Source organism: Stieleria sp. JC731 (assembly GCF_020966635.1).
Classification (GTDB): Bacteria; Planctomycetota; Planctomycetia; order Pirellulales; family Pirellulaceae; genus Stieleria.
The window spans coordinates 286,042-303,790 of record NZ_JAJKFQ010000005.1; the positions used below are offsets into that span (position 1 = coordinate 286,042).

A 17,749-nucleotide genomic window follows, 5' to 3' on the forward strand; every position below is an offset into this window, starting at 1 on the left:
TGAGACTTCTTAAAGCGTTGCTGCAACAAACGTTTGCCGCTACTGAATCACCTGCCTGACAATCGCCGCAATAAAAAAGCCGGCCAGGCGATACTAAACGTTGTTGCCCCAACACGTTTAATTCACCCAACCGGCTGGCTTGTCATTTCGCGGGCTCATCATATCGCTCCGCTAGTGGCGATAAACCCGAACGAATATCGTTGGCTCGATTAAGGTGCGAATCTGCACCCAACCCTTGGCATAATCGAGCATTCCTGCTTGGCATTCTCGAAATCTACATCAAGGCTGGCTACAGATATCGACGCGAATTGATCTCATACGATGCGAACGTAATAGAAACTCTACCTCACGAATTGATTCGTCGACGCTTTCGAGACGTATGATGTCGGGCAAACGCATTGCCTTTGGAAGATTCAAAAAGTGACTGTGGAAGGACATCGTTCGGCCATCCATCACTCATCGCGAGCCACTAGCTAAGGGCGGCCAATGCGATTCGCAATGTGTCGTGATGGTCGGGGAGATCGACTCGATTCGGTTTTGCGACAGGTCAGCTGCGATTCTGGAATGCGATTCATCAAAAAAGCAGTCGTCGTACCGGTCGTCGATTCAACTGTTTTGGAAGTCGCTGGTTCCGCGTCGGCGAGCGATTTGTAGATTGAACAGGCTGGTCTGAGCTGCGATTGCTGTTCAGATGCACAACTCATTTCACCAATCTCGATAGTTCCCGTATCGGATGACTTAATGCCGATGCAAAAACTGGCGTCGAACCCACAAATGCTGTTTTTTTGATAGACCCCGAGACCATCCCCCGCTACGATGATGAGACCGTACAAAATGGGGGTGGGTAGGATGGTCCAGCAAATCATTCATTTCAGCCAATTACCGGACGGACAGCTATTTCGGTTTCAAAACGCCCTGTATCGGAAAATGGGTGTGACCATGGCAGTGCTGATCCTACGAGCCAAGCGTCAAAAGCCGACGGATGAACACATTGTTCATTTCGACATCGAGCAAGTCGTCGAAGCTCTCTTAGACCAATAGAATAGGCCTGCTTCGAAAGTCTCTGCTGTTGCCGAGAATTTCGTCGCTTGGAATCACTGCATAGCAGCATTCATGGCCGAGTAGAATCTAGTTCTCGAGTAAAATCACTTGGCCAGCCATCTTGGTCGCAAGCGGTCGTGACGCTCTCACCGCAACTCGGCGATCATGGCTGGATGCCGCGGTGATTTAAACTCTGCATTTTTCGCGTCACAGCTTCAAGCTTCCCTTTGCCCTTTTCCTCTGGATCCATGCATAACGCGAGCATTGGATCTGCCCGGTCCAAATAGATGTTGCAATGAGTCGCAAACTAACGTGGACGCTGATTGTGATCCTCGCCACATGGGCGTTCGCACTTTTCTATTTACTGAAAAAGCCAAGTCCCAACGTTATTCGCAACGCGTCGGTCACGTTCGAACCTTCCAAACCAGATCTGCCTATCGCGACCCCGGTTGCCGCAACGCCAAAGGTCGATCGTAGCCATGGCTACATTGGTTCTGATTCATGTCGACAGTGTCACCAAGAACATCACCAATCCTGGCATGAATCCTATCATCGCACGATGACTCAAATGGTCGGTCCGGAATCGGTGCCTGAATCGATCGTTGATGGTGGAAGGATTGAATTTCTTGATGAGGACTATGTCTTTACTCGCGAAGGCGATGAGTACTTTGTCGAACTCAACGACCCAATCGCAAACGGAAAACGGGTGAAACGCAAACTGGTGTTAATGACCGGTTCGCACCATATGCAAGTGTTTTGGTACGAGTCCGGTTATGACCAGACACCAGCACAGTTGCAGATCATGTACTACATCGACGGTGGGCGATGGATTCCGCGTCGTAGTGCGTTCTTGCGGCATCCCAATATGCACAAAGACTATGAACTGGGACGCTGGAACGGAATCTGTAGCAATTGCCACGCCACGCAAACTCGCACACGACCGCCCGAGTCTGGCGAAATCAATTGGGAAACAAGCATCGCCGAATACGGGATCACTTGTGAAGCCTGTCACGGCCCGGGTGAGGAACACGTGAAGCTTCACCAACCTTCGGATAGTAGTCCGTTGAACAATGAAGTGGCTCGCCAAGACGATCCGATTGTCAACCCGAGCGAATTGCCAAAGGATTTGAAGTCAGATCTCTGTGGGCAGTGTCACGGCATGATGATGATCAGTATCGCCGACGCGAAAGACAAAGAGACATACTTCAGCAGCGGCCGTCAATTTCGACCAGGTGATCAGCTTGAAGATGCACCGTTTCTTCGTTTAGTGCGTGCAAGTAAAGATTTCAAAGAGAGTGAATCGTTTCGACTATTTGATGCCCATCCCGGAGTGACGGAGAATCACTTCTGGCCAGACGGACAGATGCGGGTCACGGGACGAGACTATTCGGGGATGATTGAATCGCCTTGTTATCAACGAGGTGAACTTGGCTGTGTCTCTTGTCACACGATGCACCAACAGGACGAATCGCTTCAGGCCGAATGGAAAGATGACCAGCTGAAACCGCAAATGCGAACAGACGATGCTTGTCTACAATGTCATCCCAGCTACGCAGATCTTGGAGAATCGCACACGCATCATCCGGTCGGCTCTGAAGGCAGCCGCTGTATGAATTGCCATATGCCACACACGGTCTACGGGATTCTGAAAAGCAGTCGTTCCCACACGATTTCAAGTCCTTCGGTCGCAACGACATTGCAAACCGGTCGTCCCAACGCATGCAATCTATGTCACCTGGACTTCACCCTCCAGCAGACCGCGAAGCATCTACACGAGTGGTACGGACACGACATTCCCGAGCTGTCCGACGATCAAAAAAACACCGCCGATTCATTGCTGCATTTCATCACGGGGGATGCCGCACAGAGGGCGTTGCAGGTCAACGCGTTTCAATGGCCGCCAGCACAAAAAGCGTCAGGGACGGGTTGGATGCCGTTGTTCTTTCTATTGGGAATGGATGATGAGTACCACGCGATCCGTCTTATCTCCGAGCGGGGCTTCAATCTCTTGCCCGACGTGGAACCGTTTACCTACAACTTTTTAGATTCATTGGAAAGCCGTGGCGCAACGATGGGACGCCAGTACCAGAAAGCCCTTAGCAAAGAGCACCAAGTGGATGGTCGTCTTTTGATCGATTCGAGCGGCTATTTCGATCGGCGACGCATGGAACGATTGATGGAGCAACGTGACGAACGTCCCATCTATCTTCAGGAATAGTTTGGAAGGGATGCGGTCGTGCTTTATTTCCGCAATGACTGATGCGACCCGTCACAACGAGGCAGGCGTGATGAAAGTCCGCAGATGCAATCGTGGATTCCTTTGCCTGCCATGATGCGATCGACGCTTTTTTCGACTCGGTCTTTACGCGTCCGAGATTGCTTGGCACCGGTAAAGTGCAGGATGTAGCCTCGCTGTCTGCCCGGAGTCAACGACTCGAACGCGGCTTGTAACAATGGGTTCTCGTCGTATGTCTGTTGCAGTTCCTTGGGGATCTCCAGGTTGTCCTTTTGACTGAAGTCGACTTTCTTTCCGGATTGTTCGATCTCGATCGCTTGCTGAACGTACGACCGGATCGTATCGGTATGAGAGTGAATCTCTTCTTCGCTGAAAAAACGAATGACTCGCGCGGACTGAGAGTTCTTTCCGGGGGCGACTAGGACTTTTGCTTCATCGTTCAGCAAGATGCCCTTGAAGAAGCTAAGGGTGCAACTGTCTTTCAGACGGGCGATGATTGCGATGTTGCTATTTTCAAACGTATAGCACGGTGCCCGCCATTTGAAATCTTCCGTCAGGCCACTGTCGACAAGGATCGAACGCAGCGTCCGAATTTCCTTCCGCCAATTCGAATCCTTCTTGATGAATTCAGAAACCTTGGGGTGGACTTTAGGCATCGGTTAACCGGTTCAGGGAGACAGAGATTACTTCGTGACGGCCAGCTATCGCATCTTGATAGACGTTCGTCGACAAGTTTCATTCACTGATGACATACTAACTGGCAAGACCCGACGAACGTTTTATCGCTCGACTGGTTGCGCACAATCATTCGCCGATTTTTCGCTCGCTCTTTCCACGACTCGCTCCGACGGGAGCGAAGAGTCAAGTTCATTTTAAACCATGGTTTGGCTAGCTGATGCCTACCAGACCAACGTCATTCAAATTTGCTTCTGTCATCGACATGCGAGCAGTGATTTGCCAGCGGTGACGAGCCTAACTGTAAAAACAGAGGTAAGCAGTTTCTTGCTTGACGTTCACCTGAAACTTGGTGCCCGCTGGGACTTTGAATTCGCTTCCGGTCTTAAAAGTTTCAAACGAATCACTGCCTGGGAGTTTGACATCCATCTCACCCGAGACGACTTTCATCAGTTCATTGTCGCTGGCACCAAATTCATATTCACCAATCGACATCACTCCTGCAGTCGCTTTCCCTTCATCGTTGTTGAACGCGATCGAAGTGACTTTGCCGTCGAAATACTCGTTTACTTTCATTGTTGCTAGATTGACACTGTTTTGAGAAAAAGCTGCACCCTTTGTGCACGACCTTCGTAACCCACCCCGTGTTAACTTTCAATAACCGAGCAACACAGTTTGTCTTCCGTGTTGCGAAATCAGATCGCTTTGGATTCAGCACTGGGTGGTGCCGTTCTGCCGTGACAAACGAGGGGAACAAGATCGCAAGATGCCGACCGGTACAACGGGCCACAAGTGTGAGATCCGTTTCGGACAAGACTTGATCAGACAGACCAATCTGTACACACCGCGTGGTGTGACTACGGTTGCTGGAGAGCTGCTTGATGCAGAAGCTGAAACCACAGAGTTCTCGAAACGCCGATCGGCTGAAGTCGAGAGTCGTTGCCCCAGCAACTATCCGGTCCAGCCGATCGGCGGACATGATGTTATCGCTTCAATGGCGCCCGTCAAATAATTACGGGAAACAAATGTCAATTGAGTCATTCCAAGGGGGTTGCTGTCCACCTTGGGCGGGATCGGTTTCGACCAAATGGGTAAATGACGCCGGTTGTTGGCGGTTGGACGTCTGATTTGGGGTGGATATATCAGCCACCGAGGCAGGTCCTTTTCGCAAGAGTCTGTCTGGCTCGGTCCCAATTCATCAAACTAGCGATGTAGATTCGCGCCGGAGCAATACTTTCTCAATTCCCGCTCCAGCGCGTCGATCGATGAACAACTGGTTAGAACGACAAGGCAAGAAGCTGTTGGCTAGTCTTCGTTGACCCAGCTTCGTGCGTCCGCCATTTGCGTCTGTTCGAAGTACTTTATCTTTGCCGTTGTAAATGGTCTGCAGAAGACAGCCATCGCCTTTTCCCATCGACTGTCCCCGACGATCGCCAGCCTTTCAATGTCATTGAAATGCTTAACGTCAAATTTGATATCGTCCCAGAGAGCTTCTGCATCCCAGCCGTGGAAGTCGCTGAACACGACAAGCAAGCGGACCTTTCCGAACTCTTCAATTCGTCGTTCTGTAATCGGAACGAATCGCTTGTAGTCTTCGTCGGATAGCTTTCCGGTCAAGTGAACCTCGATCGTTTTGCCGCCATCAACTTCGGTAATGTTCGTTGACATGACTTGGATCTCCTGCGTTGTAGGAAAGAACTGACGTACGTGTGAGGACGATCTCACCGAGAGGTCTGTGCAGGATGATCCAGTGCGATGTTCGTGCCAGAGAGCTAGAAGTGTGCGAATTTTTGTGGCAACAGTGGCGAAGTCAACATTCGATGCAAACTGATGTCAGCCACGGCAGGCTAGATGTGCAAAGACATCGAGATCGATCGAATGTGTCGGGTAATTAATGATCGCACCGGTCAGCCGTTGATCGGCGCGATCGCGTTGTCGTCAGCTCGACCCATTCCCGATCGCACACATTTGCGGGAATCACGCACGTTTACTGTGACAACTGGGATGAAATGGCCACATCACGTTTGGCAATCAAATCGTTGATGAATGCATCGGCAGGCCGAATCTCGAAAGGTCCGACGCGAACGCCAGGGTGCTTGGACATTAGTTCAACCGCGTGATCCATGTTCTCGGCTTCGAGCAGCAAAATACCGCCGAGCATTTCTTTCGTTTCAGCAAACGGCCCATCGATCGCTTCGATTTCGCCGTTGACCGATTTCAGTGTGATCGCCTTGCTTGATGAATCGAGAGCCTCTCCGCCAATGAAGTGCCCACCGCGCCGCAGCTCGTCATCGTAGGCGAAGCACTCTTCCATCATCTTTTGCCCTTCTTCGGGCGGGAGTTTGGCGAATTTTTCCTCATCGATATAGCCCAAGCAAACGAATTTCATACGAACCCTCACGGAGTGTAGGCGTTGGATATTATTTTCAGTTCAGCAGAGTTATGGATGGTCGAACGGCCCGGCTGCGAATCGACATCGAAGTGAAGTTTTCTTTGAAATCGGTTCGGCGTGGCTACTCGACCCGCGGTTCACACCACATGAAATGTCTGGCACGGATAAGACTTGGTACGAGCACAAATGTGATCGCTAGTTCTTCCGATGCAGTTCATCGGCACGTCAATTCTTCGGTTGCCCTGCATTTTAAACGCGATCAGCCCCAGCAACCTAAGTGGCTTGCTGGGGCTGAATGCACAGTTTGGATGATGCGTTGCAGTCAGCGACGCGTTTACAGCTTGCTCATTGCATCTTTAGCGATGGACACACACTGGCGGATATCATCGATCGGGTCGCTGGGGTTTTCTTCATACTCAAGTGAGATCGCGCCATCGGTTGGGAAGCCAGTCGACTTCAACGCCATAAAGACTCCTTCAACGTCCAGGTGTCCTTTGCCGAGAATGACGCCCTCGGTTCGATCTTTCATTTCCGCGAAGTCTTTCAGGTGGATCCCGAAGAGACGCCCTTGGAGCAAACGGATGACTTCGGTCGGACGTTGTCCGGATCGGATGTAGTGTCCGAGGTCCGCACACGCTCCGATACGTTCGTCGTGGCCTTCGATCGCGTTGAGGACATCGACTGCTTTGTTGTAGCGGTGGCGAGGTCCGTGATTGTGAATGGCAACTCGAATATTGAATTCCTTTACCAAAGCATCCAGGCTGTCAAACGAATCGAGGTCTGGATCTGCGGTGATGGTGGGGACCCCCAATGCCTTGGCAAACTCAAACATCTTGCGATTCTTGGCATCGTCTTTTGAGAAGTGATTCACCCCGTGAGCAGAGATCGACATACCGAGGTCGTCGACCTTCTTTTTCATCGCAGCGATTTCTTCAGGAGTCGACTCGATTGGCAACATTCCCCCGTAAAACTCGACCTGTTGAAAGCCCAGGTCGTGCGCGTGTTGAAGTGCTTGGTCAACGTTGAATCCACGCAGGGAATACAGCTGAATACCGAGCTTATAGCCGCTTGAATCGGCTGCGGCGGCCACGCGAGGCATGGCGGTCATCGCGACCGATGCGCTGGTGGCGAGCAAGAACTGACGACGTGTAGGGGAGATCTTTCGCATAGTCATGATTTCCGGCAGTATTGGGATTCAAAATGAATGTGGCTAATTAGTCTATGGAATCCATTCCAACGATTCTGGCGATTGTCAAAGCGATTACCGAACGGAGCGATTACCAACAGAGCGTTCCGCCCCTCAACCTTATTCGCTCGCATTGTAGAACAGGCCGACCGAGCATTCGAGCAACTGAGCGGTGGGTGGCTGGAAAAGATTGGAATGATACATTGACGATTGGATTTGACGGTAGAATCCGTCTGAAATCCAAAAGAGCTACCCCATGAAACTCAGATATGGGGTCAAGATCGAAACGACTTACAAAGGTGAACAACTTGTCCATGACACAACGCACTCTCAGTCTGGTCGCAGCATTGATGCTGGTTCTCGGTTCGACAGCCTCTGCCGAAGAAGGAAAGTGGATTTCCTTGTTCGATGGCAAAACCCTAGACGGTTGGCAAAAGGTCGGAAACGATGATAGCCACTGGGAAGTCAAAGACGGTGCGATCCATGGCACTGGCAACCCTTCAATGCTGGTCACGACCACCGGCCCTTACAAAAACTTTCGCTACCGCGCTGAAGTGAAAATCAACGACGGTGGCAATTCGGGTTTGTACTTCCGCACCAAAGCCAAGCCTGGCTTCCTGGATGGCTATGAGGCACAAATCGACAGCACACACACAGACCCGATTCGTACCGGATCGATCTACGGCATGTGCCATGTCTACAAACAGGTTTCAAAACCTGACACTTGGTTCACCTACGAATTGGAAGTGCGTGACGACAACTGGCGCGGACGCGATATGACTCGTATCAAAGTCACCATTGATGGCGACGAATTGTACGAATACTTGGACTTCGACAAGACCTTCAAACAAGGTCACTTCGCGTTCCAACAACACGATCCAGGCAGTGTTGTCGACATCCGCAAAGTTGAAGTGATGCCTTTGGAAGACTGATCGATCAGTCGCCAGCCCGATCAAACTTGCAAACGCAGTTCTCAGCACCGAGGACTGCGTTTTTTCGTATCGGAATACAGGCTGACGATACAACGGGCTACGCGATTCAACGCGCTTGGAAGGGTGTTTTGTGCAGCGTGCTTCTAAACTCGGTACGCTTTGTAGCTTGGGATCGCTCTCGATCCGCATGAAATCGCAAACATCCCTCCCCTCTCCTTTCTAAGCTCCCGCCATGAAGATACAGCACTGTTTTGCTTCTCTCGTTTTGTCTTTTTTCTGCCTCACTGCGTCAGCGCAAGTGGCTTCGCCAGCTGCGATCGGAAATCTTGATCCCGAAATGGCGCAGCCAACTCAGGTGTCCGAAGGTATTGCGTGGTACGACGTGACTGGCTGGGGAGTTGAAGGCCGGATTCTTCCCGATCAGAAACGGTTGCGATGGTTTGATAGGCTTCCAGAGTCGGCTGAAAAGTCAGTGACTTCAAACGTCTGGAATCTCAGTCGACACTCCGCCGGAATGATGGTTCGGTTTAAGACCGATGCCACCGACATTCACGTTCACTACAAATTGCTTCATGGCAACTTGGCAATGCCGCACATGCCAGCGACCGGAGTTAGCGGAATCGATCTCTATGCCAGAAATTCAGACGGGCAATGGCGATGGGTTCAGGTCACACGTCCGTCTAGCCAGGAGATCAAGACGAAAATTGTTGGCGGTATCGCTGGCGCTGAAAACGAGCCCGATGGGATGCGAGAATTCGCTGCCTACCTGCCGCTCTACAACGGTGTTGATTCGCTGAGTATCGGTGTGCCCGAAGGCAAACGCTTTGAAGCACAAAACCCTCGCGAAAAACCCATCGTGTTCTACGGAACGAGTATCACTCATGGAGCGTGCGCAAGCCGGCCAGGAATGGTTCACACCGCAATTCTTGGTCGTCAGTTCGATCTTCCGGTCGTCAATCTCGGCTTTTCCGGCAACGGCAAAATGCATGAAGAAGTCGGCGACTATTTGATTCAGGTCGATGCAGCGGTCTATGTCATCGATTGTCTTCCGAATATGAACGCCGCGATGGTGCAGGAGCGATGTATCCCCCTGGTTCGGCAACTGCGCGAGGCGAAACCGAAGACTCCGATCGTTTTGGTCGAAGACCGACGAAATACCAACAGCTGGATTCTTCCTGCACGAGATGCTCATCACAGTGCCAATCATGCGGCACTGAAAGCGGCGTTCGAAGAATTGCAATCAGCCGGTGTTGAGAACCTGTTTTATATCTCTGGAGACGAGCTCTACGGAACCGATGCTGATGGGGCTACAGACGGCTCGCATGCCAGCGATCTTGGTTTCAAAAGGCAGGCCGATATCTTTGCACCAGTCTTGCGAAAAGCTCTGGACCTGTAGCTGAATTGCTAAACTAGCCCTTCAAATTACTTTCCTGTTCAAAAGGCACTGCCATGCGTCTGATACCGAGAATGCTTGCCGCATTCACGATCGCTTCTACCTGCCAGTTTGTATCGGCTCAAGAATCTGCTCAGCAAGGACGCAAGTACTTGCTCGATCGGGTCGACGATGTCGCGATTGTTCAGCTTTATGTCGATGGCTTCGAGCAGCTTCCGCTGCGTGAAAAGACGCTTATTTATCACCTTTCACAAGCTGCCATTGCGGGAAGAGATATCTATATCGATCAGCGATACCGGTACTCGCTGACGATTCGGAACTTGCTTGAAGGCGTGCTCGAACACCCGGGCGGTATTGATCCGAGCACACTCGGTGCGATCGAGAAATACATGAAGCTATTCTGGGTGAACAATGGGCCACACAGTTCTTTGACTGCCAAAAAGAATCTGCTCGAATGCGATCCCGAGGCTTTGGAAACGGCCGTTGAACAAGCATTGCAAAATGGCGCGACCTTCACGGTCGGAGCTGATGAGATGGAGCCGTTGCTCGATGAGCTCGCCCCAGTCTTTTTTGATGAAGACTATGAATCGCATGTGACGCAAAAGTCGCCACCGGACGGTCGCGACATCATGATCGCGAGTGTCAACAACCTCTACGACAACGTCACCACCAGTGACATCGAAGGGTTTGATGAGCAATTCCCGTTGAATTCAAAGCTGGTCAAGCAGTCCGATGGAACTCTTGTCGAACAGGTCTACCGGATGGGGCTTGATCAGCATGTTCCCGCGGGACTGTATGCCGAGCAAATCAGCGAGATCGTACGCCATCTGGAGGCTGCGGTGCCCTACGCAACGCCCAAGATGGCACGTGCAATCGGGGCTTTGATTCACTACTACAAAACGGGTGAAGCGAAAGACTTCTACGAATACAACATCGCGTGGGTCGACGACAAAGACAGTCCTGTCGATACGATTAACGGCTTTATCGAAGTCTATATGGACCCACGCGGGATGAAAGGCTCATGGGAAGCGGCGGTGTACTTCAACGACCCGATCAAAATGGACATGATCGAGAAGTTCGCCGACAACGCCCAGTGGTTCGAGGATCATATGCCTTACGAAAAACAGTTTCGAAAGGCCAACGTCAAAGGCATCTCGGCAAAAGCCATTCAGGTTGTCATGGAGACCGGTGATTCTGGGCCCGTCACACCAATCGGAATCAATCTGCCAAACGATCCCGTGATCCGCCAGCGTTACGGAAGCAAATCAGTTTCGCTAAGCAACGTGATGGAAGCGTACGACAAGTCCGGTTCAAAAGCAGCACGCTCGGAATTCTGTTTTGATGAGGCCGAGGCGGCGCGCGCTGACAAATGGAAATCGGAAGCCTTGGCACTGGAAGTCAACATGCACGAAGTGATCGGGCACGCATCGGGGCAAGTTAATGAAGGTGTCGATCCAGCGATTTCGATCAAAGAGTACTATAGTGCACTGGAAGAGGGACGCGCCGATTTGGTCGCTTTGTACTTCATCGGCAACGAAAAACTGGTGGAGCTGGGGTTGGTCGCGAACCAGAATGAGTTGCAAGAATTACAGCTCGCCGCGTACGAGGCATACACTCGCAACGCGATGACTCAACTGCGTCGGATCAAAGACGGTACGACCATCGAAGAAGATCATATGCGAAACCGTCAGATGATCGTCAGTTGGTTGGCGGCAAATACCAAAGCGATCCAAGTCGAAGAACGCGACGGTAAAACGTACTTTCGCGTCGCAAGCGTTCAAGAGTGGCATGAAGGTGTCGGGCGGTTGCTCGCTGAAGTCCAGCGGATCAAATCCGAAGGCGACCGTCCGTCCGCTGAACGTCTGATGAAACGCTATGCGATCGATATCAACGTCGAACTCAGGGACGAAGTGTTGCAGCGGTACGCTGATCTGGATCCACCGGCCTACACCGGATTTGTTCAGCCAACTTTGACGCCAGTCCGCGATTCCGACGGGGCGATCACGGATGTGGTGATTTCCTATCCGATGGATCTTAAAAAGCAGATGTTGGAATGGTCCGACAATTAATCGCTTAAAAGATGCCAATCAGTCGAATTGCCGCAATCGCTGTGAAGGCAAGCAGGATCCCGTTGAACAGCTGCTGGGAGACTCGTGTGACCAGCCAGCGGCCGAAGAAAATTCCGGCCGGGATCGCAGTTGCCATCACAGCACCGACGGCAAGCGATGAAGACGTGATCAATCCCAAGTTGTAGCTAAGCGGCAGTTTCAACACATTCAAGACGAGGAAAAGCCAAGCTGCCGTACCGATCAGTTCCCACTTCGGCAAGTTGATCGCGATCAGATAAAGTGCGACGACAGGCCCGGCGGCATTGGCCAGCATCGTCGTCAAACCTGCCAGAAACCCGAGGCAAATCGCGAATGCGGTTGAATGCGGGATTTGATCAAACCAATACGGCTTGGACATTCGAACCACTTGGACGCCTGTTAGCACCAAAATAATGATGCCCACCAACCGTTTGAAAATGTTTTCGTCTAGGACATCCATCAGCTGCCAGCCGACCAAGATGCCGACCAACGTTGGCGGAAGCAGCCGTCGAACATGAGACCAGTCGGCTTTGCGACCGAAAACTTTGATCGCAAAAAGATCGCCGACAACGAGCATCGGTAGAAGCACTCCGGTGGACTGCTTTGCACCGAAGACCCATGCATAGACCACCACATGGAACATGCTGATACCGGGAAAACCCGACTTGGATATCCCGATCCCCATCGCACCCAAGAAAAGCAGTACAAATTCGAGGGGCGAAAGGTCGGCGAGCATGACTTTAAAGCGGTGTGAAGCGTGATGTGGTCAATCGAGGCAACTGACCATAGCGTTTGGTCACCGGTTCGTTAACTGGGATAGACCCAGTCGCCGCGGTATTCCCGCCGCATCAAAGCGGCTGCTTCGGCATCACCGGGGATCGTTTGTTTGTCCGCGTCCCATCGAACGCTGCGACCAAGCTTCATCGAAAGCATTCCCAGCAAGCTTAGCGTTGTTGCTTGATGTCCGACTTCAATTCCAGCGACAGGCTTTTTGCCCGATCCGATGGAACTTAAGAAGTCTGCCCACAACAACTGAATGTTGTGGCCGTCGGGTTCTTGCAGCTTGGCATCTTCGTGAATGACAGGTTTTTTGTCGTCGGCCGGATAAAAGGTCCACCCGTCACGCCACCCAAGATGCACCGTGCCTTTGGTGCCGTAAAAGTAGCATCCGACGCTGGACTGTTCGGGACCTTTGCCAGCGAATTTTCGATGTTCCCAGTAGGCTGTGAACTTCTCGAACTGATAAACCGCCACTTGGTGATCGGGGGCATCGGTTGTTTGTTCTTGGTCGTTTAAGACGGCCGTGCCGGCGATGGGACGACCTCCGGTCGAATAGACCGATGTCGGTGCTTCTTGGTCAGCCCACCAAAGGACTTGGTCCAACCAGTGCACACCCCAGTCACCTAGCGTCCCGTTGGCAAAGTCGAGGAAATTCCTAAAACCGCCTGGATGAATTCGACGACAGAAGGGGCGCATGGGTGCTGGTCCGCAGTACATGTCCCAGTTGAGATTTTCGGGCGGCTCGCTGTTTCGTGTGGGGCGTTCTTCGCCACCGCGCGAATGCACGAACATTTTGACCGAACCGATTTTACCGGCGCCGCCATCTTTAAGAAACTTCATTCCGGAGACATGGTGTGGTCCGATTCGGCGATGAAGTCCGACTTGGACGATTCGATCGGAAGCGTTGGCGGTCTTAACCATTGCCTTGCTTTCGTCGATCGTGTGACCGGTCGGCTTTTCGATAAAGACATGGGCACCTGCATTGATCGCTGCGATGGTTTGCAGTGCATGCCAATGGTCGGGAGTCGCGATGATTGCGACTTCGATATCTTCTTTTTCGAAAAGCTCGCGATAGTCGACGTAGGTCTTGGGCGTGTCGCCACACAGGTCGGTGACCTCTTCCGCATTGATTTCAAGACGGTCGGTATCGACATCACATAGTGCTACGACCTTTGTTTGTCCGGCTGACAGTGCTTCGCGGAGGATATTCATTCCCCACCAACCCGAACCGATCAACGCGGTGCGGTACTTTTTGTCTTTCGATGCGGCATGAATAGCCGGTGCGGACGATACGGTGGCCGCTGCGGCTGCCGTTCCGGCCAGAAAGCTTCGTCGTTTCAAGTTCATATTCGCCGTTGGGTCGGGATCGTTTTTGTGTTCGCGTGTCACCCCAGGGCAACAGGATGGCCGCCTAGTTTACTCGCGGCAATCGATACAAACGACCTCGCCATGGACGGTTCGGCAATAGATTTTTTGATCGGAGAAAACCGGCGCGGTCCAGCACTTGCCCTCCAACGCCTTTGTCTCCGAAGTCGGGCTCCAACCTTCGGAAGTTGCCGGCGCGGTGATTAGCATCCCGTCTTCAGTCAACACAATCAGATCGTCGCCAACCATTGCAATGCCGCCCGGTCGCAAGTCATCCTCGGACCAATCGATTTCCCCGGTTTCAAAGTCCATGCATCGGAGGCTCGCGCCGGTTTCCATATCGCCATCAATCCCATAGAGCTTTCCTTTGAACAGGATTGAGCCATGGATTTGATTTTTCATTTCCTTGTTTTTCCAGACCGTCTCGGGCTCAGCCGTGTCTATTGAGAATAGACCTGCGCCCCGGTTGTAGCCCGACGACAAAAACAGCTTCTTGTCCTTGATGATCGGATCGGCCGCATTGCAGTTGAAACTGGTCAGCCAACGAATCGACCAAAGCTCTTCACCGGATTCAACCTCGACAGCTTTGTACGACTTTCCGGATGCGATCACGATGGCTGCTGGATTCGAATTTGGAATGGGGACCGGAGTCGCATAGCCACATTCGCGATCTTTGGATTTCCAAAGCAATTGGCCGTCGGACTTTTGCATCGCTATCCCGGCTTCGCCCAGATTGATAAGCAGCTTGTTGCCGATCACCAACGGAGCGGCTGAGCAGCCCCAGCCTGGCAAGCGGATACCGGTTTCGTCAGGCAGCGACACTTTCCAGATCAGCTCGCCGGATTTCAGGTCAAGACAGAAGACTTCACCCATTCGGCTGAGCACATAGACGTGGTCTGAGTCGATCGTTGGGGTTGACGTTGGTCCGCCTTCGAAATCACGGTCATCAAGCGGCGCAGCGAACTGAAACGTCCAGGCGGCTTCACCGGTTTTTTGATCAAACGCGGTCACGACGGAATTATCACCGACATGCCCCATCGTGATCACAAGCCCCTTGCCGGTGACGAAAGATGAAAACCCAATCCCAACCGATGATCGCCAAAGAACCTTCGCACCGCCATCAGGAAAAACACCCGACCACGAGCCTCCGTCCGCGATGCCGTCCAGATTAGGACCTCGCCAGCGGTACCACTCCTCGGCACCGGCCAATGAGACCAGTGGGAGCGTCGCAAGTAAGAGTGACAGCAGTTGATGCCGAAAGGACATAGGCACGCGATCGTCATTCGTGTGGGAAGAAATTCGAAAATTGTGATGCAAGAAATCTTTACGGATGAAACCTTTCTCGCCGGCGTACAGCATATCTACCGCGGGCGAAATTCGTCGATGGGCGAGGTTTTTTTGCAAAGTCAGCTGGCTGCGGAAAGTCAACTCGCCTTCGCAACCTCGAAAGCAATCACTCGCTCAATTCGCGAAATCGTGCACCTCGGATTACCTTTGTTTTCTGTCTTGGCGATCAATTTCGGCCTCAGGAAGCGAATGCCGGATCTGGGCAGTGGAAATTTCTAAATTTCTGCCCAAACGAACGCAGATTGACTACACCTATGTGTTGGTTGTTCTGTAAATCCTGATGTCGAGCATCACCATGGCTCGCCCGTGTGTCTGACCAACTTTGTATGCCACAGTTCGGCGAAGATTAAATTGATTTCAAGTTTTCACGCATCGCTCATCTATGGCTTGATTGTGCTCTCATTTAGCGTGGTCACGTTCGTCGTCTATGCTGTCGACAAAAGATGTGCACAAGCAGATCGGAGGCGGGTTCCGGAAAATACGCTGCATCTGCTTTCACTGCTCGGCGGCTGGCCGGGGGCTTGGATCGCACAACGCGTTGTTCGGCACAAAACGAAGAAGCGTTCATTTCAAATCGTTTTCTTCTTGACCGTTGCGGCTCATCTATCGGCCGTCGGAACTCTGCTCTACTTGCGATTTTGGAAAGGTTGGTTCGCATAGTGGAAAGCTCAGGCAGCAGATTCCATTTGCAAACCGAAAAAACGCGTCAGTCACGGGATTCGAGCTTGGCCCAATATCGCTATTGATAGCTCTCTAGGATAAATTGGCTTTCCAAAATTGACCGGTGTGATCTGCCTGCGAGTACTCGGCAACGCTTCTTGCCAGACGCCTGATTCTGAAACATTGGTCCCAGCCTCAATTTCCCGCCACGGCTTCAATGGACCGACTTTCAGTTTCTCGCGAAGAGAACGCAAAGTTCTCGACATCAATCGCAGGGATCTTGATCGGTGCGAATATTAGCGGCGTCGCATTGAGCTATCTGTTGATGCTGTATTTGGCTAGGAGCCTTGCGCCGGAAGAGTTCGATGGTTTCGTTGGTGCGATTGCTGTGCTAATGATGTTTGGTGCCCTAAGCGAAGCAGGAGTCGGAAAGTACGCTTACAAACGGATCCCGTTGGCGGCTGAGGCTGAGGATCACAATCAACGCCATGCCTACGTGGTGTTTGCGGCTTGGATGGTGTTTTTTGTTAGTTCGCTGTTTGTCGCACTAGGGATTCTGTTGGAATCCAGTTTTGTTCGTGGTGCCGTCGAGATGACTTCGGTGACCGCGGTTCTGTTTATTCCCGCTATCGCCGGATGTGGTGTCGCAGTCGATCTATTGATCGCAAGTCGTTCTGCGGTAATCGGAACATTGATCGCGCGGTTGATGGTTCCGCTGGTCACGCTATCGCTAACGATTGCTGGCGTGATGTCGATCAAAAGATTCGACGGTACTGCTGCAGTGGTCTGCTTCGGAATCGGCAGCTCCGTCGGATTGGTTGTTTGCTATTGGCTTTTAAAAGGGCGGCAAGATTCACTGGGCCAAGAACCGACGGACACCAATTTCGCTGAAGAAGACTCAGGCGATCTCTCAATACCTGAAGCGTCCGAGTCAAGAAAGCTACGGCTTATTTGGCCAGAAGGGCTGAGCATCCGAAGGGCTGAATGGATCCATTGGACTTATCGAAGCCTGTCGTACTTTGCAATCGGATGTGCGGTCACATGGTTGTTCAAAGCACCTTTGGTCGTTCTGCACCACTTGCCACACTCTGCGGCAGAATTGGGTTTGTTGGCACCTGCGTTTGAAACGGGTTGCCTTGTGCTCCTGCTGTCGAAGTCCGCCGACAAATACTACTTTCCCATGCTGGCCGTCGCGATCGATACCGGGGATCTGAAATCTGACATGAAGTTGCGACGCCGCCGACAGGCGATTGTTGGCGGTGCGGCTTTGGTCTTTTGGGTGATCGTTTATCAATTAGGCGATTCGATCTTGTCACTTTTTGGATCACAATTCGTGCAGTCTCACACGGCCCTGATTTGGGTCGCGTCCGGAGCATGTGTCTGGACGTTGTTTTCGCTTTCGCCCACGGCATTGCTATTTATGCGACGTTCCAAGCAGTTGGCAGCGAACCTGCTGTTCCATTCGATCGCAATGGTGATCCTAATTCCGATCGCGTTCCGAGATTCCGGAAACGACGGTGTGGCCTGTGTCTTTGCGGTTTGTCTGGCTTCAGCAGCAACGATTGCAAAAATCCAAGAAGTCCACGCGTGGAAATCTCAACTCGCTATGTCAGCGACTGCTGTTCAAGCAAATTAGGTTCGGCACCAATGAGTGC

The 17,749-nt window shown here is 52.0% G+C and carries 17 protein-coding genes; 9 read left to right on the forward strand and 8 right to left on the reverse strand.

The genetic code is table 11. From position 1 onward, the window contains the following. Positions 1–849: 849 nt before the first annotated feature. Positions 850–1,041: a hypothetical protein gene (locus LOC67_RS12200; RefSeq protein WP_230262883.1), complete on the forward strand. Its 192-nt coding sequence runs from the start codon at positions 850–852 to the stop codon at positions 1,039–1,041. Between the two features lie 295 nt (positions 1,042–1,336). Continuing rightward, a complete protein-coding gene (locus LOC67_RS12205; RefSeq protein ID WP_230262884.1) occupies positions 1,337–3,259 on the forward strand; it encodes a cytochrome c3 family protein in 1,923 nt (640 codons plus the stop codon). A gap of 23 nt (positions 3,260–3,282) precedes the next feature. Here LOC67_RS12205 and LOC67_RS12210 read toward each other — a convergent pair whose 3' ends face one another. Both LOC67_RS12210 and LOC67_RS12215 read right to left on the reverse strand, forming a co-directional pair. Beyond that, complete coding sequence (locus tag LOC67_RS12210; protein WP_230262885.1) at positions 3,283–3,933, reverse strand: DUF1801 domain-containing protein; 651 nt, start codon at positions 3,931–3,933, stop codon at positions 3,283–3,285. A 316-nt stretch (positions 3,934–4,249) separates the two neighbouring features. Continuing rightward, the gene (locus LOC67_RS12215) at positions 4,250–4,528 is read right to left on the reverse strand and encodes a pyrimidine/purine nucleoside phosphorylase (protein ID WP_230262886.1); all 279 of its coding nucleotides are present in this window, start codon (positions 4,526–4,528) and stop codon (positions 4,250–4,252) included. Between the two features lie 190 nt (positions 4,529–4,718). Here LOC67_RS12215 and LOC67_RS12220 point away from each other — a divergent pair, with 190 nt between their 5' ends. Further along, a complete protein-coding gene (locus LOC67_RS12220) occupies positions 4,719–4,964 on the forward strand; it encodes a hypothetical protein (protein WP_230262887.1) in 246 nt (81 codons plus the stop codon). Between the two features lie 293 nt (positions 4,965–5,257). On the opposite strand, the gene LOC67_RS12225 is transcribed toward LOC67_RS12220, so the two are convergent. The 3 genes from LOC67_RS12225 to LOC67_RS12235 all read right to left on the reverse strand — a co-directional run bounded on the left by LOC67_RS12225 (position 5,258) and on the right by LOC67_RS12235 (position 7,512). Next, positions 5,258–5,620, reverse strand: coding sequence for an STAS/SEC14 domain-containing protein (locus LOC67_RS12225; RefSeq protein ID WP_230262888.1), 363 nt, complete (start codon positions 5,618–5,620; stop codon positions 5,258–5,260). 319 nt (positions 5,621–5,939) lie between these two features. Next, positions 5,940–6,341 carry a YciI family protein gene (locus LOC67_RS12230; protein WP_230262889.1) on the reverse strand — a complete coding sequence of 134 codons (402 nt, stop codon included), beginning with the start codon at positions 6,339–6,341 and terminating at the stop codon, positions 5,940–5,942. A gap of 337 nt (positions 6,342–6,678) precedes the next feature. After that, on the reverse strand, positions 6,679–7,512 hold the full coding sequence (locus LOC67_RS12235) for a sugar phosphate isomerase/epimerase family protein (RefSeq protein ID WP_230262890.1): 834 nt from the start codon (positions 7,510–7,512) through the stop codon (positions 6,679–6,681). 332 nt (positions 7,513–7,844) lie between these two features. On the opposite strand from LOC67_RS12235, the gene LOC67_RS12240 reads away from it, so the two are divergent. The 3 genes from LOC67_RS12240 (at position 7,845) to LOC67_RS12250 (ending at position 11,924) form a co-directional block, all read left to right on the forward strand. Further along, positions 7,845–8,462: a DUF1080 domain-containing protein gene (locus tag LOC67_RS12240; protein ID WP_230262891.1), complete on the forward strand. Its 618-nt coding sequence runs from the start codon at positions 7,845–7,847 to the stop codon at positions 8,460–8,462. Positions 8,463–8,694: 232 nt separating this feature from the next. After that, positions 8,695–9,858, forward strand: a complete 1,164-nt coding sequence (locus tag LOC67_RS12245) for an SGNH/GDSL hydrolase family protein (RefSeq protein ID WP_410001132.1) — start codon at positions 8,695–8,697, stop codon at positions 9,856–9,858. A gap of 53 nt (positions 9,859–9,911) precedes the next feature. Continuing rightward, positions 9,912–11,924 carry a dipeptidyl peptidase 3 gene (locus tag LOC67_RS12250; protein ID WP_230262893.1) on the forward strand — a complete coding sequence of 671 codons (2,013 nt, stop codon included), beginning with the start codon at positions 9,912–9,914 and terminating at the stop codon, positions 11,922–11,924. Between the two features lie 4 nt (positions 11,925–11,928). Here LOC67_RS12250 and LOC67_RS12255 read toward each other — a convergent pair whose 3' ends face one another. The 3 genes from LOC67_RS12255 to LOC67_RS12265 all read right to left on the reverse strand — a co-directional run bounded on the left by LOC67_RS12255 (position 11,929) and on the right by LOC67_RS12265 (position 15,353). Beyond that, positions 11,929–12,678 carry a sulfite exporter TauE/SafE family protein gene (locus LOC67_RS12255; protein ID WP_230262894.1) on the reverse strand — a complete coding sequence of 250 codons (750 nt, stop codon included), beginning with the start codon at positions 12,676–12,678 and terminating at the stop codon, positions 11,929–11,931. 71 nt (positions 12,679–12,749) lie between these two features. Next, entirely contained in the window at positions 12,750–14,069 is a 1,320-nt protein-coding gene (locus LOC67_RS12260) for a Gfo/Idh/MocA family protein (protein WP_230262895.1), read from the reverse strand. Between the two features lie 69 nt (positions 14,070–14,138). After that, entirely contained in the window at positions 14,139–15,353 is a 1,215-nt protein-coding gene (locus LOC67_RS12265; RefSeq protein WP_230262896.1) for a PQQ-binding-like beta-propeller repeat protein, read from the reverse strand. A gap of 45 nt (positions 15,354–15,398) precedes the next feature. Here LOC67_RS12265 and LOC67_RS12270 point away from each other — a divergent pair, with 45 nt between their 5' ends. From LOC67_RS12270 to LOC67_RS12280, 3 genes are all read left to right on the forward strand, one after another. Further along, positions 15,399–15,653 (forward strand): hypothetical protein, encoded by a 255-nt coding sequence (locus LOC67_RS12270; RefSeq protein WP_230262897.1) that lies wholly within the window; start codon positions 15,399–15,401, stop codon positions 15,651–15,653. Positions 15,654–15,842: 189 nt separating this feature from the next. Further along, complete coding sequence (locus tag LOC67_RS12275) at positions 15,843–16,094, forward strand: DUF1294 domain-containing protein (RefSeq protein ID WP_230263743.1); 252 nt, start codon at positions 15,843–15,845, stop codon at positions 16,092–16,094. Positions 16,095–16,311: 217 nt separating this feature from the next. Further along, positions 16,312–17,730 carry a lipopolysaccharide biosynthesis protein gene (locus LOC67_RS12280; protein WP_230262898.1) on the forward strand — a complete coding sequence of 473 codons (1,419 nt, stop codon included), beginning with the start codon at positions 16,312–16,314 and terminating at the stop codon, positions 17,728–17,730. Positions 17,731–17,749 lie beyond the last annotated feature (19 nt).